This window comes from Sulfitobacter dubius, assembly GCF_027214245.1.
GTDB lineage: Bacteria > Pseudomonadota > Alphaproteobacteria > Rhodobacterales > Rhodobacteraceae > Sulfitobacter > Sulfitobacter dubius_A.
This window is the reverse complement of sequence record NZ_JAPWHM010000003.1, coordinates 54,557-75,707: the sequence shown is the minus strand read 5'-3', so window position 1 is coordinate 75,707 and position 21,151 is coordinate 54,557. Positions and strand designations below refer to the sequence as shown.

General features: G+C 60.7%; 19 protein-coding genes. 7 read left to right on the top strand and 12 right to left on the bottom strand.

What is annotated here, in order from left to right:
- Window positions 1–3: 3 nt before the first annotated feature.
- The 9 genes from phoU to O4H31_RS07350 all read right to left on the bottom strand — a co-directional run bounded on the left by phoU (window position 4) and on the right by O4H31_RS07350 (window position 8,742).
- A complete protein-coding gene (gene phoU / locus O4H31_RS07390) occupies window positions 4–711 on the bottom strand; it encodes a phosphate signaling complex protein PhoU (RefSeq protein WP_269344346.1) in 708 nt (235 codons plus the stop codon).
- Between the two features lie 4 nt (window positions 712–715).
- Entirely contained in the window at window positions 716–1,513 is a 798-nt protein-coding gene (gene pstB, locus O4H31_RS07385; protein ID WP_093926197.1) for a phosphate ABC transporter ATP-binding protein PstB, read from the bottom strand.
- A gap of 16 nt (window positions 1,514–1,529) precedes the next feature.
- Window positions 1,530–2,885 carry a phosphate ABC transporter permease PstA gene (gene pstA / locus O4H31_RS07380; RefSeq protein WP_269344319.1) on the bottom strand — a complete coding sequence of 452 codons (1,356 nt, stop codon included), beginning with the start codon at window positions 2,883–2,885 and terminating at the stop codon, window positions 1,530–1,532.
- Complete coding sequence (gene pstC, locus O4H31_RS07375) at window positions 2,882–4,351, bottom strand: phosphate ABC transporter permease subunit PstC (protein ID WP_269345342.1); 1,470 nt, start codon at window positions 4,349–4,351, stop codon at window positions 2,882–2,884. The genes pstA and pstC overlap by 4 nt, the downstream gene beginning before the upstream one ends.
- Window positions 4,352–4,449: 98 nt before the next feature.
- The gene (locus tag O4H31_RS07370) at window positions 4,450–5,490 is read right to left on the bottom strand and encodes a substrate-binding domain-containing protein (RefSeq protein ID WP_269344318.1); all 1,041 of its coding nucleotides are present in this window, start codon (window positions 5,488–5,490) and stop codon (window positions 4,450–4,452) included.
- A 138-nt stretch (window positions 5,491–5,628) separates the two neighbouring features.
- Window positions 5,629–6,681 carry an ATP-binding protein gene (locus O4H31_RS07365; RefSeq protein ID WP_269345340.1) on the bottom strand — a complete coding sequence of 351 codons (1,053 nt, stop codon included), beginning with the start codon at window positions 6,679–6,681 and terminating at the stop codon, window positions 5,629–5,631.
- 1 nt (window position 6,682) lies between these two features.
- On the bottom strand, window positions 6,683–7,204 hold the full coding sequence (locus O4H31_RS07360) for a gamma carbonic anhydrase family protein (RefSeq protein ID WP_269344316.1): 522 nt from the start codon (window positions 7,202–7,204) through the stop codon (window positions 6,683–6,685).
- A complete protein-coding gene (gmk, locus tag O4H31_RS07355) occupies window positions 7,201–7,848 on the bottom strand; it encodes a guanylate kinase (RefSeq protein WP_269344314.1) in 648 nt (215 codons plus the stop codon). The genes O4H31_RS07360 and gmk overlap by 4 nt, the downstream gene beginning before the upstream one ends.
- Window positions 7,849–7,851: 3 nt before the next feature.
- Window positions 7,852–8,742 carry a YicC/YloC family endoribonuclease gene (locus tag O4H31_RS07350; protein ID WP_269344313.1) on the bottom strand — a complete coding sequence of 297 codons (891 nt, stop codon included), beginning with the start codon at window positions 8,740–8,742 and terminating at the stop codon, window positions 7,852–7,854.
- 282 nt (window positions 8,743–9,024) lie between these two features.
- On the opposite strand from O4H31_RS07350, the gene O4H31_RS07345 reads away from it, so the two are divergent.
- Entirely contained in the window at window positions 9,025–9,684 is a 660-nt protein-coding gene (locus tag O4H31_RS07345; RefSeq protein ID WP_269344311.1) for a PAS domain-containing protein, read from the top strand.
- A 95-nt stretch (window positions 9,685–9,779) separates the two neighbouring features.
- Here O4H31_RS07345 and O4H31_RS07340 read toward each other — a convergent pair whose 3' ends face one another.
- Window positions 9,780–11,150 carry a class II 3-deoxy-7-phosphoheptulonate synthase gene (locus O4H31_RS07340; protein WP_067936026.1) on the bottom strand — a complete coding sequence of 457 codons (1,371 nt, stop codon included), beginning with the start codon at window positions 11,148–11,150 and terminating at the stop codon, window positions 9,780–9,782.
- 191 nt (window positions 11,151–11,341) lie between these two features.
- On the opposite strand from O4H31_RS07340, the gene O4H31_RS07335 reads away from it, so the two are divergent.
- The gene (locus O4H31_RS07335; protein WP_269344307.1) at window positions 11,342–12,346 is read left to right on the top strand and encodes a GlxA family transcriptional regulator; all 1,005 of its coding nucleotides are present in this window, start codon (window positions 11,342–11,344) and stop codon (window positions 12,344–12,346) included.
- A 3-nt stretch (window positions 12,347–12,349) separates the two neighbouring features.
- Here O4H31_RS07335 and O4H31_RS07330 read toward each other — a convergent pair whose 3' ends face one another.
- Window positions 12,350–13,447 carry a PQQ-dependent sugar dehydrogenase gene (locus O4H31_RS07330; RefSeq protein ID WP_269344305.1) on the bottom strand — a complete coding sequence of 366 codons (1,098 nt, stop codon included), beginning with the start codon at window positions 13,445–13,447 and terminating at the stop codon, window positions 12,350–12,352.
- A gap of 186 nt (window positions 13,448–13,633) precedes the next feature.
- Here O4H31_RS07330 and O4H31_RS07325 point away from each other — a divergent pair, with 186 nt between their 5' ends.
- The 5 genes from O4H31_RS07325 to O4H31_RS07305 all read left to right on the top strand — a co-directional run bounded on the left by O4H31_RS07325 (window position 13,634) and on the right by O4H31_RS07305 (window position 19,129).
- Window positions 13,634–14,818: an ABC transporter substrate-binding protein gene (locus tag O4H31_RS07325; protein ID WP_269344303.1), complete on the top strand. Its 1,185-nt coding sequence runs from the start codon at window positions 13,634–13,636 to the stop codon at window positions 14,816–14,818.
- A gap of 396 nt (window positions 14,819–15,214) precedes the next feature.
- The gene (locus O4H31_RS07320; protein WP_067937161.1) at window positions 15,215–15,997 is read left to right on the top strand and encodes an ABC transporter ATP-binding protein; all 783 of its coding nucleotides are present in this window, start codon (window positions 15,215–15,217) and stop codon (window positions 15,995–15,997) included.
- Window positions 15,994–16,815 carry an ABC transporter ATP-binding protein gene (locus O4H31_RS07315; RefSeq protein ID WP_093926183.1) on the top strand — a complete coding sequence of 274 codons (822 nt, stop codon included), beginning with the start codon at window positions 15,994–15,996 and terminating at the stop codon, window positions 16,813–16,815. Before O4H31_RS07320 ends, O4H31_RS07315 begins: the two co-directional genes overlap by 4 nt.
- A gap of 2 nt (window positions 16,816–16,817) precedes the next feature.
- Complete coding sequence (locus O4H31_RS07310; protein ID WP_269344297.1) at window positions 16,818–17,828, top strand: branched-chain amino acid ABC transporter permease; 1,011 nt, start codon at window positions 16,818–16,820, stop codon at window positions 17,826–17,828.
- Window positions 17,825–19,129: a branched-chain amino acid ABC transporter permease gene (locus tag O4H31_RS07305; protein ID WP_269344295.1), complete on the top strand. Its 1,305-nt coding sequence runs from the start codon at window positions 17,825–17,827 to the stop codon at window positions 19,127–19,129. The genes O4H31_RS07310 and O4H31_RS07305 overlap by 4 nt, the downstream gene beginning before the upstream one ends.
- 72 nt (window positions 19,130–19,201) lie before the next feature.
- Here O4H31_RS07305 and O4H31_RS07300 read toward each other — a convergent pair whose 3' ends face one another.
- Window positions 19,202–20,743, bottom strand: a complete 1,542-nt coding sequence (locus tag O4H31_RS07300; protein WP_269344294.1) for a helicase HerA-like domain-containing protein — start codon at window positions 20,741–20,743, stop codon at window positions 19,202–19,204.
- Window positions 20,744–21,151: the final 408 nt, after the last annotated feature.

Genomic DNA, 21,151 nt, shown 5'->3' with positions numbered 1-21,151 from the left:
GTTTCAGCCCTTCGTGGTGATCGAGGTGCGGTCGGCCTTGGGCCGGTCGTCCTCAGGCGTCTCACCGGTCACCAGATAGACGACCTGTTCTGCGATGGCCGTGACATGGTCGCCCATACGCTCGACGTTTTTGGCGATAAAATGCAGGTGCATGCAGGCGGTGATGCTGCGCGGGTCTTCCATCATAAAGGTCAGGAATTCGCGGAACAGTGCATTATACATCTGGTCGACATCTTCGTCGCGAGTGATCACGTCACGCGCCAGATCGGCGTCGCGCTGGATATAGGCGTCAAGTGCATCTTTCAGCATCGCTTCCACCGCGCCGGCCATGCGGCGGATCGCACCCGTGCTGTCGCTGACGGGCTCCATTTGGTTCAGCACACTGCTGCGCTTGGCCATGTTTTTCGCATAGTCCCCAATACGTTCGAGGTTGGCGCTGATCTTAATCACGCTGAGCGTCAGACGCAGGTCAATCGCCGTTGGCGCGCGCAAAGCGATGACGCGGGCGGCGCTTTCGTTGATTTGTTCTTCGAGCCCGTCGATGGCCTTGTCCCCTGCCCGCACCTCATTGGCGAGCTCTTCGTCGCGGGTTTCAAGTGACTGGGCACCACGGCGAATGGCGTCTTCGACCAGCCCGCCCATTTTGAGGATCTGTGCCTGAACGGCTTCCAGATCGCGGTCGAATGCTGATGCAATGTGTTGATCTGACATGATATTATCCAATACGGCCGGTGATGTAGCTTTCGGTGCGCGGGTCTTGGGGGCGCGTGAAGATATCGTCGGTGTCGCCAAATTCCACAAGGTTGCCGAGGTGGAAGAAGGCGGTTTTCTGGCTCACACGCGCGGCCTGTTGCATGGAGTGTGTGACGATTACGACGGAGTAGTTTTGGCGCAATTCGTCAATCAATTCCTCAACTTGCGCGGTGGCGATCGGGTCAAGGGCTGAGCAAGGTTCGTCCATCAACAGCACTTCCGGCTCCGTCGCCACGGCGCGGGCAATGCACAGACGCTGCTGTTGCCCTCCCGACAGGCCAGTACCCGGTGCGTGCAGACGGTCCTTCACCTCGTTCCAGATCGCCCCACGGCGCAGCGCCTGTTCAACGATGTCGTCAAGATCGGCCTTGTTGCGGGCCAGACCGTGAATGCGCGGGCCGTAAGCCACGTTGTCGTAGATCGATTTGGGGAATGGGTTTGGCTTTTGAAACACCATGCCGACCTTGGCGCGAAGCTGCACCGGATCGACACGTTTGTCATAGATGTCTTCGCCGTCGATACGGATATCTCCGGTCACACGGGCCGCATCAATAGTGTCGTTCATTCTATTGATACAGCGAAGAAAAGTCGACTTGCCGCAGCCTGATGGGCCGATAAAGGCCGTCACGGTTTTGTCGGCGATATCGATGTCCACGTCACGGATGGCGTGGCTGTCACCGTAATAGACCTGCACATTGCGGGCCGCGATCTTGACGGGTTGGATTGTCACGTCACTCTCCGAATATCTGTTGTCTTTCATGGGTCCCGTCCTTTGGTTACCAGCGTCGCTCAAAGCGGCGGCGCAGCAGCACGGCGATGGCATTCATCGAAATCAGGAACACCAGCAAGATGATGATACCGCCCCAAGCGCGTTCATAGAAGGCCGGGTCGGCGCGTTTGGCCCATTCGTAAATCTGGGCCGGCATGGCGGAGTTCGGGGACATCAGCCCTTCGGCGATGCTTTCCGGTGGGTTGGAGGCGATGAAGCCGACCATCCCAATCAGCAGCAGAGGTGCCGTTTCCCCAAGCGCTTGGGCCAACCCGATGATGGTCCCGGTCAGAATGCCGGGCGCGGCGAGGGGCAGCACATGGTGGAAGACCGATTGCATTTTCGAGGCCCCTACCCCGAGCGCCGCATCACGGATCGACGGCGGCACGGATTTCAGCGAGGCGCGGGTCGAGATGATGATGGTTGGCAGCGTCATTAGCGTCAGCACCAGACCCCCGACCAAGGGTGCGGAGTTTGGCAGGTGCATATAGTTGATAAACACTGCAAGGCCGAGGATGCCAAAGACGATCGACGGGACCGCTGCGAGGTTGCTGATGTTGACCTCAATAATGTCGGTGATCCAGTTTTTCGGGGCGAACTCCTCAAGATAGATCGAGGCCGCGACGCCGATGGGCAGTGCCAGCACAAGCACCACCAGCATCATTGCGAAAGAGCCGATCATCGCGACGCCCATACCCGCCGCTTCGGGCCGTGCGTCAGAGGCGTCGGCGCCAGTGATGAAGTCGAGGTTGAAGCGTTTCTCGAGGCTTCCATTAGCTACCAAAATATCTACAAAATCAAGCTGTTCTGCGTTAATGCTCTTGTCATTCGCGATGCTTTCACGGGTCACGCGGCCTTTGAGGTAGCCATCGACGCGGCTGTTGGTCAGGAACTCGAACCCGGCGGCGGTCCCGATCAACTCTGGGTTTGCCAGAACATGATCGCGAAGCTGTGCAGCGGCGTCTTTCGACAGGATGTCAGCCATGTCTTTCGACTTGAGATCAGTCTCGATCCCCGCCGCTTCAACCTTGTTTTCAAAAGCCGCTTTCAGCAAAGGTGAATAGCCAAAGGTTGAGACCTTTTTGATGTCTTCCAGTTCACGGTTGCCGTTCTTGTCGAGCTTGTCCTCCAGAAGTGGCACGGAAAGCGTCACATAGGTCTGCTGGAACGCGCCGGTACCGCGGGAGATAATGGTAAAGAGCAGCGTCAGCAGCATCAGCAAGCCGATGGTGATGGCCACGATACCATAGAGTTTGAAACGACCCTCAGCGGCGTTGCGGCGTTTGGTGCGCCCGTCTTGCTCCAGCAGGGACGCACCGCGCGGGTCTGCAAAAGGGGCTGCGGGGTTGGGGATATCGCTCATTCGTACTGCTCCCGGTATTTACGCACGATGTATAGGGCCAGCACGTTCAGGCCCAAGGTCAGGACGAAGAGGGTCAGGCCAAGGGCGAAGGCCACCAGCGTTTCAGGGCTGGCAAAATCGCTGTCCCCGGTGAGCTGGCTGACGATGCGGGTGGTGATGGTGGTCATGGCTTCCAGCGGGTTGGCCGAGATCCGGGCGATGGCCCCTGCCCCCAGCACGACGATCATCGTCTCACCGATGGCGCGGCTCGCGGCCAGCAAAACGGCGCCGACGATACCCGGCAAGGCGGCGGGGATCACGACTTGACGGATCGTCTCGGACTGTGTGGCACCTAAGCCAAAGGAGCCGTCGCGCAGCGACTGAGGCACCGCGTTGATGATGTCATCGGACAGGGAGGAGACGAAGGGGATCAGCATGATCCCCATCACCAGGCCTGCGGTCAAAACCGACGTCGCCCCCGACATCCAGTCGACGTCAAGAAGCCCAGCGTCGCCGCGACCGAAGACGTTCACAAGGAACGGCCCTACGGTCAGCAGCGCGAACAGACCATAGACGATGGTGGGGATACCAGCGAGGATCTCCAGCAGCGGCTTGGCCGTCGCACGCACCTTGGGGCCTGCATATTCGCTAAGGTAGATCGCCGCGAAAAGCCCGATGGGCACAGCCACCAGCAGCGCGATGAAAGAGATATAGAGCGTCCCCCAAAGCAGCGGCAGGATCGACAGGTCACTGTCACCGCGAAAGTTCGGCGCCCAAGAAGAGCCGAAGAAGAAGTCGGTCCATGGATGCAGGTTGAAGAAGTTGATCGTCTCAAACAGCATCGACAGCACGATGCCCACGGTGGTGAGGATCGCGAGGGAGGCCGCAAGAATCAGCAGGGCTTTGATGCCACCCTCAACCCGGTTGCGGGCGCGGAATTCGGCGTCGGTTTCGCGCAGCACCAGAAAAAGCGCGATCAAGGCGATGAGTGCGACGACAATGTTACGCCAGAAATTGCCCGTGGCCGTCATCTCGCGGTAGGCCTGCGCTGCGGCGAGGACTTCGGGGCTGATCTCTGCCCCGATGGCGACGCCGCGTTCGGCCAGCCATGCGCGCAGATCGTCGGCGGCAGATAGGTCCGTCGCGTCGACCGCGCTGAGAGCACCGGCAGAGACCGCCGCATCCAGCCCATCAGCCAAGCGGCGTACATCGCTCATGATCAGATTAACGGAAGATCCTTCGGGCACAGCCTCGGCAGGGATCATTTCGACCACCGAAGATTGCACCAGCATCGGCTGCACCAGCAGCCAGAGGCCAAGAACCAAAAGCGCGGGCACTGCCACGCTCATCACCGCGTTATAGCCGTAATAGCTTGGCAGCGAATGCAGATTGCGGCTGTCGCCTTGGGCAGAGGCCAAAGCCCGACGCCGCGCAAGGAGGTAGCCACCCAGTGCCAAAGCCGCGATCAGGATGACCAGCGGCAGCACCGCGCCTGTTGTCAGTATTTGTCCCACATGTCCCCCGGTGGATCAAAACGCGAAAAACCGGGGGCAGTTGCCCGCCCCCGGCGTCGTTTAAGTTAGGTTTAGGAACCGCTGCCCATCACGGTCTCGTCGGCAACTACGGACTGGGTGTCGGCCAGCTCGGGGTCGGACACCAGACCGTATTCGGCCAGCGGGCCGTCGGGGCCAGCAACTTCGTCCGCGACGAAGAACTCAGCGTATTCCTTCAGGCCGGGGATCACGCCGATGTGGGCTTTCTTGACGTAGAAGAACAGCGGGCGCGACACGGGGTAGTCACCCGAGGCGATGCTTTCGGTGGTCGGCTCGACGTCGCCCATGGTGGCAACCTGAAGCTTGTCGGTGTTGTTCTCATAGAAGGCCAGACCGAAGACGCCGATGCCGTCTTTGTTGCTTTCGATGCGTGCCAGCGTCTCGGTGTAGTCGCCGTCGATGTCGACCGACTTGCCGTCGGTGCGCAGGCTGATGCACTCTTTCTCAGCCGCTTTTTCGTCACCGCCCGCAGCTTCGGCGAAAACTTCAAGATCGCCGGTTTCTTCACAGCCCGCGAGGATCACTTTTTCCTCGAACACTTCGCGCGTGCCGTGTTTGGTGCCAGGGATGAAGGCTTGGATCGGCTGCGCGGGGAAGTCGGGGTTCACCTGATCCCATGTGGTATAGGGGTTCTCGGTCACTTCGCCGTCGACGACAACTTTGGCGCTCAGTGCCTTGTACCAATCGGTCGGGGTGAAGGCGAAAGTCTCACCGTTGATGTCGGAGGCGAAAACGATGCCGTCATAGCCGATGCGCACTTCGATGATGTCGGTCACGCCGTTCTCGGCACAGGCCGCCACTTCGGCGTCTTTGATCTGGCGCGAAGCGTTGGCCACGTCGATGGTGTTCTCGCCCACGCCTTCGCAGAAGCGCTTGAGGCCAGCCGAGGAGCCGCCCGATTCCACGACCGGTGTCGGGAAGTCAAAGTTTTCGCCAAAGGCTTCGGCGACGATGGAGGCATAGGGCAGCACGGTCGAAGAACCGGCAACCTGTACTTGGTCACGCGCGGCAGCGGCAGTTGCGGATACGGCGGCAATCGCCAGGGCGGAAGTGGTGAGTTTTGCGAGTGACATGATATCTCCTGTCAGATGCGAATTGGTGACCACCCCATGGTGATCTGCGCCCCGTCTATGAAGGCGGTGCTGTGCTTTTGTGACAGCAACATTACAGTTTCATGACAGTCGGCCTGAATCACCAAATTTCTGCAAAATTCAGTCAGATTCCGTTTTCATCGGCAAAATCACGCGGAATTCGGCCCCTTGGCCGGGGGTGCTGGTCACCTTGAGCCGCCCGCGGTGGCGATTCATGATGTGTTTGACGATGGCCAGACCCAACCCAGTCCCCCCAAGCGCGCGGCTGCGGTGACTGTCAACGCGGTAAAACCTTTCGGTCAGGCGTGGTAGGTGAATCGCATCAATGCCGGGGCCGTGGTCGCGCACGCTGACATGGACCGCCGGGCCGCGCATCGCCGGGTCATGGGCCGTGCTTTTAACCGAAATCTCGACCCTGTTGTCGCGCCCGCCGTATTTGATCGCGTTCTCGATAAGATTGGTAAAGACCTGTACCAATTGGTCCGCATCCCCCAGCACAAGCGCCGGGGCATCGCCCAATGTCGGCGCCAATGTCACGTTGCTATCGTCTGCCAAAGGCGCGAGGTTGCGCAGGGTGCCGCGGAGCACATCACGCAGGTCAATCGGCGCCTCGGGGCGCACGCGCTCTTCAGCCTCGACCCGGCTGAGGGACAGCAACTCTCCCACCAATCGGTTCATCCGCTCCGCTTCCTGCGCCATGATTCCTAAGAACCGCTCGCGCGCCGCCGTGTCGTCGCGTGCCGGGCCTTGTAGCGTCTCAATAAACCCGATCAGTGCGGTTAGCGGGGTGCGCAACTCATGGCTCACATTCGCCACGAAATCGCGGCGCATCTGGCCTGCCTGCGCCATCTCCGTCACGTCATTGAAGCTTAGCAGAACAATCCCGTGATCGCCCACCGGGCGCAGGCTGACGTCATAGGTGGTGCCGTGTTCGCCGCCGATGCTGGTGAACCGCGCTTGGCAGGGGCCTGCCCCCGAAAGGCACCGCTCCACCGCTTCGACCAGCCCCGGCTGGCGCAGTGCGGTGACAAAGTGGCGGCCCAGCAGCCCCTTGCCCAGCAAGTCCTCGGCGGGGGCGTTCAAAACGGTGATCCGTTCTTCGGCGTTGATGGCCACGCTTGGCAGCGGCAGCGCCGCCACCACATCGGCAAGGGTCACGGCGGTGTTGCCCATGTCAGAGCGGTTCAAGATCGCGGCGGAAGCGCGCGGCGTTTTTGGCGTAGTGTTTGGCGCTCGCGGTTAGCCGCTGGATCGCCTGCTCATCAAGCTCCCGCACCACTTTGCCCGGCACACCCATAACGAGCGACCCATCGGGGATCACCTTGTTTTCGGTAATCAGCGCCCCTGCCCCGATCAGGCAGTTCTTGCCAATCTTGGCCCCATTCAGCACCGTGGCCCCCATGCCGATCAGGGAGTTGTCGCCGATGGTGCAGCCGTGCAGCATGACTTTGTGACCGATGGTGCAATCCTCGCCCACGGTCAGCGGATAACCCATATCAGTGTGGAAAACGCAGTTCTCCTGCACATTGCTGCTGCGCCCCACGGTGATCATCTCATTATCGCCACGCAGGGTGCTGCCAAACCAGACGGAGGCCTCGGGGCCGATCGTGACGTTGCCTATTACGTTTGCATCGGGCGCTACCCAAGCATCGGGAGAGACATCGGGGCGGGCATCGGCAAGGGCGTAAAGGGTCATTTCAAATCCTCAAATTCAGATTGCAGACGGCGGACGTGATCCTTGATGGCGGGCTGTTGGCTCAGCCGCAGGCGCGCGGCGGTGATGATGGATTTCAGCCGCGCCTCGGTCTGGTCGAGATCGTCGTTGACCAGCACGAAGTCATAGCCATCCCAATGGCTGATCTCGTCCCAGCTTTTGCCCATGCGCTTGGCGATCGTCGCGGCATCGTCCTGCCCCCGGCTTTCCAAACGGCGTTTCAACTCGGTGATCGAGGGCGGCAGTAGGAAAATCGACAGTGTATGGGTGTTCAGGTCCGAGTTGCGGATCTGCTGTGCGCCCTGCCAGTCGATGTCAAAGAGGATATCTTGCCCCTGATCGATCGCCGCCTGCACAGGCGCTTTGGGGGAGCCATAGAAGTTGCCGAAGACATGGGCATGTTCCAGCATCTCGCCCTCGGCCACGGCCTGACGGAAGTGCTCCTCGCCGACGAAGCGGTAATCGGTGCCGTCCTCCTCGCCCGGACGGGGCGCGCGGGTGGTGGCGGAAACCGAGAAGTTGATCGTCGGATCCCATGCGCGCAGGGCGCGGGCCATGGTCGATTTGCCCGCCCCAGAGGGGGAACTGAGAATGATCAGAAGGCCGCGTCGGCTTGGGTTGGTCACGTCTTACTCCACATTTTGCACTTGTTCGCGCATTTGGTCGATCACCGCCTTCAGGGCCAGACCGACAGTCGTTAGTTCCGTGCTCTGCGCCTTGGAGCAGAGCGTGTTGGCTTCGCGGTTGAACTCCTGCATCAGGAAATCCAGCTTGCGCCCCACCGGCCCGCCCTGCCCGATCAGCGCGCGGGCGGCGGCGACATGGGCGGCGAGGCGGTCAATCTCTTCGGTGACATCGGCTTTGACCGCGATCAAGGCCAGCTCTTGGGCCACCCGGTCGGCATCCGCGCCCTCGCTGTTGTCCATCACCCGCGCGAGGTTGCGGCGCAACTGGGCAGCGGTTTCTTCCTTGCGGGCCTCGGCCAAAGCGGCGGCTTCGGCGGCAAGGTTTTCGACCTCGGTCAACTGGTCCTGCATCACCGCGGCCAGCGCCGCGCCTTCCTGCGCGCGCATGGCGTTGAAGTCGCTCAGCAAGGCGGGCATTTCCGACAGCAAAGCGTCGCGCAGCGCATCAATGTCCTGCGCCTGATCGGCCTGTTCCAGCACGCCGCGCATGGTGAGAATGTCGCTTGCCCGCGAGGGCGCCAGCGACACCCCGGCATCCATTGCGCGGGTCTCGATCTCATGCAGAGCGGTCAGCAGCCTGTCGACATGCGCCGCGTTGACCTGCAAGCTGCCGTCACTCTCAGCCGAGGATATGCGCAGGTTGCAGGTGATATTGCCCCGCGCCACTTCTGCCGTCACCTGCTTGCGCAGGGCGACCTCCAGCCCGTCGACCCAATCGGGCACACGCAGCCGCAGGTCGAGCCCTTTGCCATTAACCGCGCGCAGTTCCCAAGACCAGCTCCAGCCCTCCAAAGTGCCGGAGGCAGAGGCGAAACCTGTCATGGACCTGATCATCGGCGCGTTCCTTGCAAAGGCGGTCATGTCCTGCCTTACGGCGAAACCCCCGCGAGGGGCAAGCCCCCGGCCCCGATGGCGCGGCTGATCCCACGGCAATGTTGTTAACCACTTCGCCGAAAGCGGGAGGAATTCTCTCTCGGTCTGCGGTATTAATGATTTGGTAATGTTTTCGGCCACATTGTGCCGCTGTCGTTTCAATAACGGCTGCTGTATTGGCCAAGTCCTTATGGGTGAGTTTTAATGGGCAATACAGGCCACACCGCGCAGAATGTTGTCGCCATGTCAGATCATCGGACGCATGTTGGCTATGGCCCGCTGGCGCAGGTCGAAGCCTATTGGGAAGCCTTGCGTGGCAACAGATTGATGCCGCGGCGGTCCGATATCGACCCGCGCGGGATAGAGGCCGCGCTGAAATATGCCTTTATCCTTGAACGTGTCGCGGTGGGTGTTGGGCGTTTGCGTATCGCGGGCGGCCATCTGCGCGACGTTATGGGGATGGAGGTGCGCGGCATGCCAATCACCGCTTTTTTCGGCACGCAATCGCGTCCCCGCGTCAGCGAGGCGCTGGAAGAGGTTTTTCAACTGCCCGGTCAAACCACCCTGCATCTTAGCGCGGCTGCCTCCTATGGGCGACCGGCTTTGACGGGGCGCATGCTGCTTTTGCCGCTTAAAAGCGATCTGGGCGATGTCAGCCGGGTGCTGGGCTGTCTCGTCGTGCAGGGCGAGGTCGGCCAAACCCCGCGGCGTTTCGATCTGGCGCAGGCGACGCGGCGCAGCGGCATTGGCGGAGCGACCAGAGCGTTGCGCTTTGCCGCTCCGTTGCAACAGTCGACTTTGCCAAAGGAAACCGGATTTGCAGAGGGAAATGCCAGCTTCACCAGTGCCAAGACGGGAGATCTGCCGCCCTACCTGCGGCTGGTGAAGTCAGAGCAGGAATAGCGCGCAAACCTGCCCTTCGAACGTAAAAAACGCCGCCCTGCATCATGCGGGGCGGCGTCAATCTCATCGTGGGTCGGCCAACAAGGCCGCGTCTGTTACCCAGCTGCTCGTGCTGTCTGCGCCGTGCGGCGGTTCGACAGTTCCTCGGCAACCAAGAACGCCAATTCCAGCGATTGGCTGGCGTTAAGGCGCGGGTCGCAGGCGGTGTGGTAGCGGTCCGACAGGTCTTCGTCGCTGACCGCGCGCACGCCGCCGGTGCATTCGGTCACGTCTTGGCCTGTCATCTCGAAATGCACACCACCGGGGACAGAGCCTTCGGCGTTATGAACGGCAAAGAACTCATGCACTTCGCGCAGCACGGAATCGAAGGGCCGTGTCTTGTAGCCGGTCGAGGATTTGATCGTGTTGCCGTGCATCGCGTCGCAGGTCCAGACGACATTCGCGCCCTCTTCCTGCACGGTTTTGATGAGACGCGGCAGGTGATCGCCCACCTGCCCCGCGCCAAAGCGCGAGATCAGCGTCAGACGGCCTTCTTCGTTGTCGGGGTTCAGTTTAGCCATCAATTGCTTGAGGTCATCGCTGGTCATCGAGGGGCCGCATTTCAGGCCGATGGGGTTTTGCACACCACGGGCGAATTCCACATGCGCGCCGTCCGGCTGCCGTGTGCGGTCACCGATCCAGATCATATGGCCCGAACCTGCCAGCCATTTGCCGGTCTGGCTGTCCCGACGGCAAAGCGCCTCTTCATACTCCAGTAGCAGGGATTCGTGGCTGGTGTAGAATTCCACCGACTGCAGCGTATGCGCGGTTTCGGCGGTCACGCCAGCGGCGGCCATGAAATCCAGCGTGTCAGAGATGCGGTTCGCGATCTCACGGTATTTCTCAGCCTTTTCGTCGTCGGTGAAGCCCAGCGTCCAGCCGTGCACCTGATGCACATCCGCATAGCCCCCGGTCGAGAAGGCGCGCAACAGGTTCAGCGTGGCGGCGGCCTGTGTGTAGGCGCGCAGCATCTTTTGCGGGTCGGGGATGCGGGCCGCTTCGCTAAAGGCCAGATCGTTGATGATATCACCGCGGTAGCTGGGCAGTTCCACACCATCGACCACTTCAGTCGGGGCCGAACGCGGTTTGGCGAATTGACCGGCCATGCGGCCCAGTTTGATCACCGGCACTTTGGCACCGTGGGTCAGCACGATGGCCATCTGCAACATCACTTTGAATGTGTCGCGAATGGCGTCCGAGCTGAACTGCTCGAAGCTCTCGGCACAGTCGCCGCCCTGCAAGAGGAAGGCTTCGCCACGGCCAGCGGCGGCCAGATGTTTCTTCAACCGGCGTGCTTCGCCCGCAAAAACGAGGACTGGATAGCGTGCCAGCTGTGCCTCAACCGCCTGCAACGCGGCTTGGTCAGGGTAATCGGGCATCTGAACGCGCGGTTTGCTGCGCCAGCTTGAGGTGCTCCAGTCTGTCATCTTTCTACTCCGCTCCACAGCGCCGAGTGTCGGCGCTTCGTGATCTTTCTCTATACAAAGGCGCGGGGAAAGTGACCAGAACCGAAATGCGCCCTATTGACGTTGCGACAGGGCCGTGGGCAATGTTTTCGGCAAGTTCTGGCGGCCATGGCACATACCGCCCGAGACGACCTGAGTAGAAAGACGCCGAGATGTCCCAATCGCGCCCGGCCACCCGCATGCCCCCCCAGACCGACAAGCCGCGGCGCTTCGTTTTTGTGCTGTTGGAGAATTTCACTCTGCTGAGCTTCGCCTCGGCTGTGGAATGTCTGCGCATCGCGAACCGTATGCTCGACCAAAAGGCCTATGAATGGCAGGTTGTGGGCGAGACGGGTGAAACATGCGAAAGTTCTTCTGGTGCGGTCTTTGCGCTCGATGGCGGGTTAGAGGAATTGGGCCGCGACGACACGATTGTGATTTGTGGTGGCCTCGATGTGCAGGCGGCGACCACGAAGAAGCTGTTAGCGTGGTTGCGCCGTGAGGCCCGCAAAGGGCTGGTTGTTGGCGGGCTATGCACGGCGGCGCATACGCTGGCCAAGGCCGGGCTGTTGGACGGCAAGCGCGCCACGATCCACTGGGAAAACCAAGACAGCTTTGGCGAAGAGTTCGAAGAGGTTGTGCTGACGAAATCGGTCTTTGTGGTGGACGGCAACCGGTTGACCACGGCGGGCGGCACCTCTTCGCTGGATTTGATGCTGAAACTTATCGCCGATGATCACGGCGAAGAGACCGCCAACGCCGTGGCGGATCAGCTGATTTATTCGTCGATCCGCACGGACCAAGACACGCAGCGCCTGTCGGTGCCCACCCGAATCGGTGTGCGCCATCCCAAGCTCAGCCAAGTCATTCAACAGATGGAGCGTAATATTGAAGAGCCGATCAGCCCTTCGATCCTTGCGCGGGATGTTGGGATGTCGACCCGCCAGTTGGAGCGGCTGTTTCGCCGCTATCTGAACCGCAGCCCCAAACGCTACTATATGGAACTGCGGCTGCAAAAGGCGCGTAACCTGTTGATGCAGACGGATATGAGCGTGATCAACGTGGCGCTGGCCTGCGGCTTTGCTTCGCCCTCGCATTTCTCCAAATGCTACCGGGCGCATTACCAAACCACGCCCTATCGCGAGCGCGGCAGCCAATCCACCCGGCAGCCCGCCTGAGAGTTAAGGCGTGATCCGGTAGACGGTGCCACTGCCCTCTGAGATGAACCAGATCGCACCTTCGGGGCCTTCGACAACATCGCGCACGCGGGCAGTCTCAGCGGTTTTGATCTGCTGGACCTCTTCCAGCGGGTCACCACTCAGCCGGGCGATGTAGTCGAACTTGAGCGAGCCTACGAAGATATCGCCCTCCCATTCGGGGAATTGCGCGCCGGAATAGACCACCAGTCCCGCAGGCGCGATGGAGGGATCCCAGTAGAATTCGGGCTGCGCCATCCCCTCTTTCGAGGTGCCCTCGCCGATCTTCGCACCCGAATAATGCTCCCCGTAGGAAATTACCGGCCAGCCGTAATTCGTGCCCTTGGTGATCCGGTTCACCTCGTCGCCGCCCTTGGCCCCATGTTCCGACACCCAAAGCCGCCCGTCCAAATCCAGCCCCGCGCCTTGCGGGTTGCGGTGGCCGTAGGACCAGATCTCGGGCAGCACATCCGGCATATCGACAAAGGGATTGTCGTCGGGCACCGAACCGTCGCGGTTCACGCGGATGATGCTACCGTTATGGGTGCTGCGGTCTTGGGCTGCGGGGCGATCGCCCCGTTCGCCAATGGTCACCAGCAGCGTGCAATCCGGTGCCTCGACCACGCGAGAGCCGAAATGCTGCCCGCCGCTGCTGCCCGGTTTCATGGCAAAAAGCTCGGTCAAGTTTTCCAGACTGCGGGCGTCCTCAGACAATCTGGCGCTGGCCAAAGCGGTGCCCGCGCCGCCGCCTTCTTGGGGTTTGGAATAGGTCAGGAACAACAGGCGGCTTTGGGCGAAATCCTCGGCCAGGGTAATGTCCAACAGACCGCCCTGCCCGACCACGGCCACCTCGGGCAGGCCCGATACCTCATGCCGTGCGCCGTCTTTTTGGTAGATCAGCCGCCCGGCTTTCTCGGTGACCAACAGGCCGCCGTCGGGCATGGGGGCGACGCCCCAAGGCGCCTCTAGACCCTCGGCCATGGGGGTGATCGTCAGGCTGCTCTGGGCGCTTACCGCGACTGCGGCGCAGAGGCTGCTAAGTCCGATGAAAGTGGCGGTCGCGAATTGTTTGGCGGATGTCATGGGCAGGCTCCTTTGGGCATGGGGGCTTGGATCAAGACATAGCCAGCAAGCGGCCCATTTCCAGCATTCCACTCGGTACACGCGAAAAGCCGCCCGCGCAGACCACTTGATAAATCGCCTTTTCTTTTTCGAAACCACGACCTAACGTTCGATCAGAACGAGAGTTCAACTAAGGGAGAGTACCAAATGAAAAAAATACTGATGGCCACAACGGCCGTAGCTTTGCTCGCCACCGGCGCGCATGCAGAAGACACAAAAATCGGCATTCTGCTGGGCTTCACCGGCCCGCTGGAATCGCTGGCCAATGACATGGCCGCCGGTGCTGAACTGGCGATTTCCGAGGTTAACGAGAGCGGTCTGTTCCTTGACGGGGCCACCGTTTCGTCCGAGCGTGGCGACACCGGCTGCATCGACGCGGGCCTTGCCGTGGCATCGGCTGAGCGTCTGATCACCTCCGACCGCGTGAGCGGCATCGTGGGCGGCATGTGCTCGGGTGAGACGACAGCCTCGCTGCAGAACGTCGCCATTCCGAACGGCATCGTGATGATCTCGCCTTCGGCGACATCGCCTGCCCTGTCGACTGTCGAAGACAACGGCCTGTTCTTCCGCACATCGCCGTCGGACGCGCGTCAGGGTCAGGTCATGGCCGACATCCTGAACGACCGTGGCATCAAAGAAGTCGCCGTTACCTATACCAACAACGACTATGGTAAAGGTCTGGCCGACAGCTTTGAAACCGCGTTCAAGGAATCCGGCGGCACCGTCACCATCAACACATCGCATGAAGACGGCAAAGCGGACTATTCCGCCGAAGTCGGCGCGCTGGCCTCTGCCGGTGGTGAAGTGCTGATCGTTGCAGGCTATGTCGACCAAGGCGGCGCGGGCATCGTGAACGGCGCGCTGGACGCAGGCGCGTTCGACACCTTCATGTTCCCCGATGGCATGGTTTCCGACACGCTGGAAGAGAAATTCGCCGAGCTCGCGGATGGTTCTTTCGGTCAGAACCCAAGCGCCTCTGGCGAAGGCCCGGACAACTACAAGAAGATGGGCGAAGAAGCCGGTTTCGAGCCGACCAACGCCTTCTCGCCCGAAGCCTATGACGCGGCGGCTCTGATGCTGCTGGCGATGCAGGCCGCTGGCTCCAACGATCCGGCGATGTACAAAGAAAAAGTGATGGAAGTCGCCAACGCACCGGGTGAGAAAATCCTGCCGGGTGAGCTGGGCAAAGCGCTGCAGATCATCAAAGACGGCGGCGATGTCGACTATGTCGGTGCGTCGGCGGTTGAGCTGATCGGACCGGGCGAAAGCGCGGGCAGCTACCGTGAGATCGAGATGAAAGACGGTAAGATGGTGACGGTCGGCTACCGCTGATCTAAGCTTCGTCCGAAACACTTGCAGGGGCCCGGTCGCATCGCGATCGGGCCTTTTGCTTGGGAAATCGGCTTTTCTTCCGCGCGGGCAGCCAGTACAAAACGCCTATTGAGGACGTGGAAAACACGTCCCGTCTGGGAGGAAAGGATGAAAAAGCAACAGATGGCCGTGCCGGTCAGGGCTCTGAGCATGTATCTTGCTGAGCGTGATTTCGGCAATGCTGCGCGATCTGCCTCTAACGAGGCAGCGGCAAGCTTTCTTCATAAAAGGACCGCAGCGGTCCCTTCCAAGAATCTCAGCAGACTGTAAACAGGTAATGCGGCGCGGATATGCGCGGCTCACCGCAAGACGACCAATAAAAACCAGCCACAAGGTGGCGGACACGGGGATGGACATATGATCGTCGTAGACGACGTACACAAACACTTCGGCGGGTTTCACGCCGTCGACGGGGCAAGCCTGTCGATTGAAAAGGGATCGATCACCGGATTGATCGGCCCCAATGGCGCGGGGAAAACCACGCTGTTCAACGTTATCGCAGGCGTGCTGCAGCCCACTTCGGGCCGGGTCACCATGGACGGGGAGGATATCACCGGCCTGCCCCCGCATGAGCTGTTCCATAAAGGGCTGCTGCGCACCTTCCAGATTGCGCATGAATTTTCGTCGATGTCATGCCGTGAGAACCTGATGATGGTGCCGGGCAACCAGTCGGGCGAAACACTGTGGAACACATGGTTCGGTACCAAGCGCATTGCCGATGAGGAACGCGCGCTGAAAGCCAAGGCCGATGAGGTGCTGGAATTCCTGACCATCGAACATCTGGCCGAGCAAAAGGCCGGTCAGATCTCGGGCGGGCAGAAAAAGCTGCTGGAACTGGGCCGCACCATGATGGTCGATGCCAAGATCGTCTTTCTGGATGAGGTCGGCGCGGGCGTGAACCGGACGCTGTTGAACACAATCGGTGACGCCATCATCCGCCTGAACCAAGAACGCAATTACACATTCGTCGTTATCGAACATGACATGGATTTCATTGGCCGCCTTTGCGACCCGGTGATCTGCATGGCCGAGGGTCACGTGCTGGCCGAAGGCACGCTGGATGAGATCAAGGCGAACGAGCAGGTGATCGAGGCCTATCTCGGCACCGGTCTGAAGAACAAGGACAAGGTAGGCGCATGAGCAATGATCCCTACGGCGACCGCGGCAACAAAGATTGGTCGGTCGGCAACGCAAAGGGCCAAGGCAGCATCATGCCCAAGGCCAGCGGCAAAACTCACCCCGCCCCCGGCGGCCCCTTTCTGATCGGCGACAGCATGACCGCTGGATACGGCGCGGGCCCCGACATTCTGCATGACTGCACCATCGCAGTGGACCGCGGCGAAATCGCCGTGATCGTCGGCCCCAATGGTGCGGGCAAATCCACGGGCATGAAGGCGGTCTTTGGCATGCTCGACATGCGCAAGGGCCATGTACGGCTGGATGGGGAGGATATTACCAACCTCAGCCCGCAAGACCGGGTGGCCAAGGGCATGGGCTTTGTGCCCCAGACCTCAAACATCTTCACCTCGATGACGGTCGAAGAGAATCTAGAGATGGGGGCCTTCATCCGCCGCGATGATTTTCGCGATACGATGGCGCAGGTCTATGACCTCTTCCCGATCCTCAAGGAAAAGCGCAATCAGGCGGCGGGCGAACTGTCGGGCGGTCAACGTCAGCAGGTTGCCGTTGGCCGGGCGTTGATGACGCAGCCGAAGGTACTGATGCTCGATGAGCCGACAGCGGGTGTCTCGCCCATCGTGATGGACGAACTCTTTGACCGGATCATCGAGGTGGCCCGCACCGGCATCCCGATCCTGATGGTCGAACAGAACGCCCGTCAAGCGCTTGAGATCGCGGACAAGGGCTATGTGCTCGTGCAGGGGGCGAACGCCTTTACCGGCACCGGCAAAGAGCTTCTGGCCGATCCTGAAGTCCGCAAATCGTTTCTGGGGGGCTGAACATGGATCTGCTCAACGCATTTATTGCACTTTCGAACTATGTGCTCATTCCGGGCATCGCCTATGGCTCGCAACTGGCGCTCGGCGCGCTTGGTGTGACGCTGGTCTACGGCATCCTGCGGTTTTCCAACTTCGCCCATGGCGACACGATGGCCATGGGCACCATGGCGACGATCCTGATAACATGGCTGTTCCAATCCATGGGCCTTAGCCTCGGTGTGCTGCCCACGGCGCTTCTGGCCCTGCCCTTTGGCATCGCCTTTGCCATGTTGCTGGTGCTGGGCACCGACAGGGTGGTCTATAAATTCTACCGCGAGCAAAAGGCCAAGCCGGTGATCCTTGTAATCGTCAGTCTTGGTGTGACCTTCATCTACAACGGCATCACCCGCTTCATCATTGGGGCGGACGATCAGAACTTCCTCGACGGGCAGCGTTTCATCATGTCGGCGCGGGATTTCAAAGAGATGACCGGTCTTGATGAAGGTCTGGCGTTCAAGACGACCCAAGGTATCACCATCATCACCGCGATCATCGTTGTGGCTGTGCTGTTTTGGTTTCTCAACAAGACCCGCGCGGGCAAATCCATGCGCGCCTATTCCGATAACGAGGACCTGGCGCTTTTGTCGGGCATCAACCCCGAGCGCGTGGTGATGATCACATGGATGATCGTGGCCGCACTCGCGACCATCGCGGGCACGCTTTACGGACTTGATAAGTCGTTCAAACCCTTCACCTATTTCCAACTTCTACTGCCGATCTTCGCGGCGGCCATCGTCGGCGGGCTTGGCTCTCCGGTGGGGGCGATCGCGGGCGGTTTCGTGATCGCATTCAGCGAGGTTACGATCACCTATGCGTGGAAAAAGGTTCTGGGCTATGTGATGCCCGAAGGGCTGCAGCCTGACGGCTTGGTGCAGCTTATGAGCACGGATTACAAATTTGCGGTCAGCTTCGTCATTCTTCTGATCGTTCTGCTGATCAAGCCCACCGGCCTGTTCAAGGGGAAATCGGTATGACCCAGACTGTGAAAAACACGATCCTTTTCGGCATCATCGCCTTGATGATCATCTACACCGGCTTCGCCCAAAGCTGGAACTCTGCCCTGCTTATCATCGCCATGGGCCTGATCTCTTCGATCATGGCGCTTGGGGTGAACCTGCAATGGGGCTTTGCGGGGCTGTTCAACGTTGGCGTCATGGGCTTTGTCGCCTTGGGCGGTCTGGCGGCTGTGCTGGTCTCTATGCCCCCGACCGAGGGCGCTTGGTCTACCGGTGGTTTCGCCATTCTGGGGGCGCTGGCCCTTGGGGCGGGCACCGTGGTGGCGGCGGTCATGCTGATGAAACGCATGGCCCCCGGCACGGCGCGCACCCTGGCGGTGATTGCTGTGCTGGTCATCGGTTTCTTCATCTTCCGCGCCCTGCTCGATCCTGCGGTTGAGGCGGTCGAGGCGATCAATCCCGCGCAGACCGGCTATCTTGGTGGTCTTGGCCTGCCGGTGCTGATCTCTTGGCCCGTGGGTGGTCTCTTTGCAGCGGGGGCGGCTTGGCTGATCGGTAAGACGGCGCTTGGCCTGCGGTCGGACTATTTGGCGATTGCCACGCTGGGGATTGCCGAGATCATCATCGCGGTGCTGAAAAACGAAGACTGGATGAGCCGCGGCGTGAAAAACGTGATCGGCCTGCCCCGTCCGGTGCCCTATGAGATTGATCTGCAAAACAGCACCTCCTTTGTGGAACGCGCCGCCGGCTTTGGGTTTGACCCGGTGGAGGCCTCGACGCTTTGGGTCAAACTGCTTTATATCGCGCTTTTCGCAGTGGTTCTGATCCTATTGCTGTGGATGAGCCAGCGTGCCCTGCATTCCCCTTGGGGCCGGATGCTGCGGGCAATCCGTGACAACGAAGTCGCAGCCGAAGCCATGGGCAAGGATGTGACCGCGCGGCATCTGCAGGTCTTCATCCTTGGCTCTGCCATCTGCGGCATTGCGGGTGCGATGATGACCACGATGGACAGCCAGTTGACACCGGGCACCTACCAGCCGCTGCGCTTTACCTTCCTTATCTGGGTGATGGTGATCGTCGGCGGGTCGGGCAACAACTTCGGCGCGATTTTGGGCGGATTCCTGATTTGGTTCCTTTGGGTGCAGGTTGAACCGATGGGCCTTTGGCTGATGAACCTCATCACGGCTGGCATGTCCGAAGGTTCTGCTCTCAAGGCACATCTGATCGAGAGCGCCGCGCATATGCGGCTGTTGACTATGGGCATCGTGCTTCTGCTGGTGCTGCGATTCAGCCCACGCGGGTTGATCCCCGAGCGGTAAGCTTGGCCAGATCACCTCACGAAATAGGGGCGCGGTATTGCTACCGCGCCCCTTTTTTGTCTGTCCACCTTCTCAGCGCCCTTTGAACAAACCGCCCAAGATGCCGCGTACGATACGGCGCCCGGTGGTGCCTTTCAGTTCCTTGATCACCGCGCTTGCGATGGCATCGCCAAATCCGTCCGAAGCCTTACGGCCCGACCGGCTGCCGCCGCCGCTGCGAGCTCCGCCATAGCGGCGGGCTTTTTGAAACTCGCGGGCTGCTTCATCCTCTGCCTCGGCGGCGGCTTCGATTTTCTCGGCCTCTCTGGCCGCCGCTTCCGCGCGGGCCTTCAGCATCTCATAGGCCGAGTTGCGGTCTTGAACGGTCTCGTATTTCCCCGCCAGATCGGACTCCGCCAGCACCGCCGCACGCTCTGCCACCGTGATTGGCCCCAGCCGAGAAGACGGCGGTCGGATCAAGGTGCGCTCCACCACGCCCGGCACGCCCTTGCGTTGCAGCATAGAGGTCACCGCCTCGCCCACGCCGACCTCGCGGATCGCCTCTTCGGTGTCGAAACGCGGGTTTTCGCGGTAGGTCTCCGCGGCTTGGCGCAGTTCCTTGCGGTCGCGCGCCGTAAAAGCGCGCAGCGCGTGTTGGATGCGATTGCCAAGCTGGCCCAAGATATCGTCGGGCACATCGGCCGGGTTTTGGGTGACAAAATAGACGCCGACGCCCTTGGAGCGGATCAGGCGGGCCACCTGCTCTACCTTGTCGACCAGCGCCTTGGGCGCGTCGTCAAACAGCAGATGCGCCTCGTCGAAGAAGAACACGAGCTTCGGTTTGTTGGGGTCGCCGACCTCGGGCAGTTCCTCGAAAAGCTCGGACATGAGCCACAGCAGGAAGGTGGCATAGAGTTTGGGCGACGCCATGAGCTTGTCAGCGGCGAGGATGTTGATCCGTCCGCGGCCCTCGGCATCGCAGCGCATGAGGTCCGACAGCGCCAGCGCCGGTTCGCCAAACAACTGCGCACCGCCTTGGTTTTCCAGCACCAATAACCGCCGCTGGATCGTGCCCACCGAGGCGGTCGAGACATTGCCATAGCGCAGCGCCAAGTCCTTTGCATTCTCGCCCACCCAGACCAGCAGGGATTGCAGGTCTTTCAGATCCAAAAGCGGCATCCCCTCTTCGTCGGCCACGCGAAAGGCGATGTTCAGGATGCCCTCCTGCGCCTCGGAAAGGCTGAGTAATTGGGCGATCAGCAGCGGGCCCATCTCGGAAACGGTGGTGCGGACGGGATGGCCCTGCTGCCCAAAGAGATCCCAAAAGGTCACCGGAAAGGATTGATAGGCATAGTCGTCAAAGCCGATCTTTGCCGCGCGTTCGGTGAAGGGGCCGTGCAGTTTGGCGGTCTCGCTTCCCGCAACGGCAAGGCCGGACAGATCGCCCTTCACATCCGACAGAAACACCGGCACCCCGGCATTGGCAAAGCCCTCGGCAAGGATTTGCAGCGTCACCGTCTTGCCGGTGCCCGTCGCCCCTGCGATCAGCCCGTGGCGGTTGGCATAGCCAAGATCGAGAAATTGCTTGGTCGCATGGTCGGGACCGCCGCCGCCGATAAAGATGTCACTGCTCACGTTGGGGCCTTTCTGTCAAATTTAGCCATTCGTCCGTTCCACTAGAGCATACAAACTTAACCTTTGCGCGCCATAGTGAAGGCACCCCGCCCGCATGTCCTTCTTTCGGGTGGGTGTACTTCCTCCCTGTTAGACTTGGCCGCGCCCTCGGGTGCGGCCCTTTTTCTGCCAAGGACTGTCGCGGGCCCCTGACAGATTGTCGCATTTTTCCTGTTGACCGGCATCACCTGCTTGCCTAACGTGGCATTAATAAGTCGGCCCAGTCCGACGGGGAGAAAGTACACGGAAAGGGGGCGCGCTGCGTCCCCTTTTGCATTTGTGCCGCCTAAACCCTTGAGAACGTGGGAAACCGCCCCCGCGCAGGTCGGCATGAAATTGCCCGAACCATGATTGAAATGCGGCCATGGC

What these genes read in the sequence shown, in the direction of transcription:
- phoU (WP_269344346.1), bottom strand. Translation starts at nt 711, where the DNA reads ATGTCAGATCAACACATTGCATCAGCATTCGACCGCGATCTGGAAGCC.
- pstB (WP_093926197.1), bottom strand. Translation starts at nt 1,513, where the DNA reads ATGAAAGACAACAGATATTCGGAGAGTGACGTGACAATCCAACCCGTC.
- pstA (WP_269344319.1), bottom strand. Translation starts at nt 2,885, where the DNA reads ATGAGCGATATCCCCAACCCCGCAGCCCCTTTTGCAGACCCGCGCGGT.
- O4H31_RS07370 (WP_269344318.1), bottom strand. Translation starts at nt 5,490, where the DNA reads ATGTCACTCGCAAAACTCACCACTTCCGCCCTGGCGATTGCCGCCGTA.
- O4H31_RS07365 (WP_269345340.1), bottom strand. Translation starts at nt 6,681, where the DNA reads ATGGGCAACACCGCCGTGACCCTTGCCGATGTGGTGGCGGCGCTGCCG.
- O4H31_RS07360 (WP_269344316.1), bottom strand. Translation starts at nt 7,204, where the DNA reads ATGACCCTTTACGCCCTTGCCGATGCCCGCCCCGATGTCTCTCCCGAT.
- O4H31_RS07350 (WP_269344313.1), bottom strand. Translation starts at nt 8,742, where the DNA reads ATGATCAGGTCCATGACAGGTTTCGCCTCTGCCTCCGGCACTTTGGAG.
- O4H31_RS07345 (WP_269344311.1), top strand. Translation starts at nt 9,025, where the DNA reads ATGTCAGATCATCGGACGCATGTTGGCTATGGCCCGCTGGCGCAGGTC.
- O4H31_RS07340 (WP_067936026.1), bottom strand. Translation starts at nt 11,150, where the DNA reads ATGACAGACTGGAGCACCTCAAGCTGGCGCAGCAAACCGCGCGTTCAG.
- O4H31_RS07335 (WP_269344307.1), top strand. Translation starts at nt 11,342, where the DNA reads ATGTCCCAATCGCGCCCGGCCACCCGCATGCCCCCCCAGACCGACAAG.
- O4H31_RS07330 (WP_269344305.1), bottom strand. Translation starts at nt 13,447, where the DNA reads ATGACATCCGCCAAACAATTCGCGACCGCCACTTTCATCGGACTTAGC.
- O4H31_RS07325 (WP_269344303.1), top strand. Translation starts at nt 13,634, where the DNA reads ATGAAAAAAATACTGATGGCCACAACGGCCGTAGCTTTGCTCGCCACC.
- O4H31_RS07320 (WP_067937161.1), top strand. Translation starts at nt 15,215, where the DNA reads ATGATCGTCGTAGACGACGTACACAAACACTTCGGCGGGTTTCACGCC.
- O4H31_RS07315 (WP_093926183.1), top strand. Translation starts at nt 15,994, where the DNA reads ATGAGCAATGATCCCTACGGCGACCGCGGCAACAAAGATTGGTCGGTC.
- O4H31_RS07310 (WP_269344297.1), top strand. Translation starts at nt 16,818, where the DNA reads ATGGATCTGCTCAACGCATTTATTGCACTTTCGAACTATGTGCTCATT.
- O4H31_RS07305 (WP_269344295.1), top strand. Translation starts at nt 17,825, where the DNA reads ATGACCCAGACTGTGAAAAACACGATCCTTTTCGGCATCATCGCCTTG.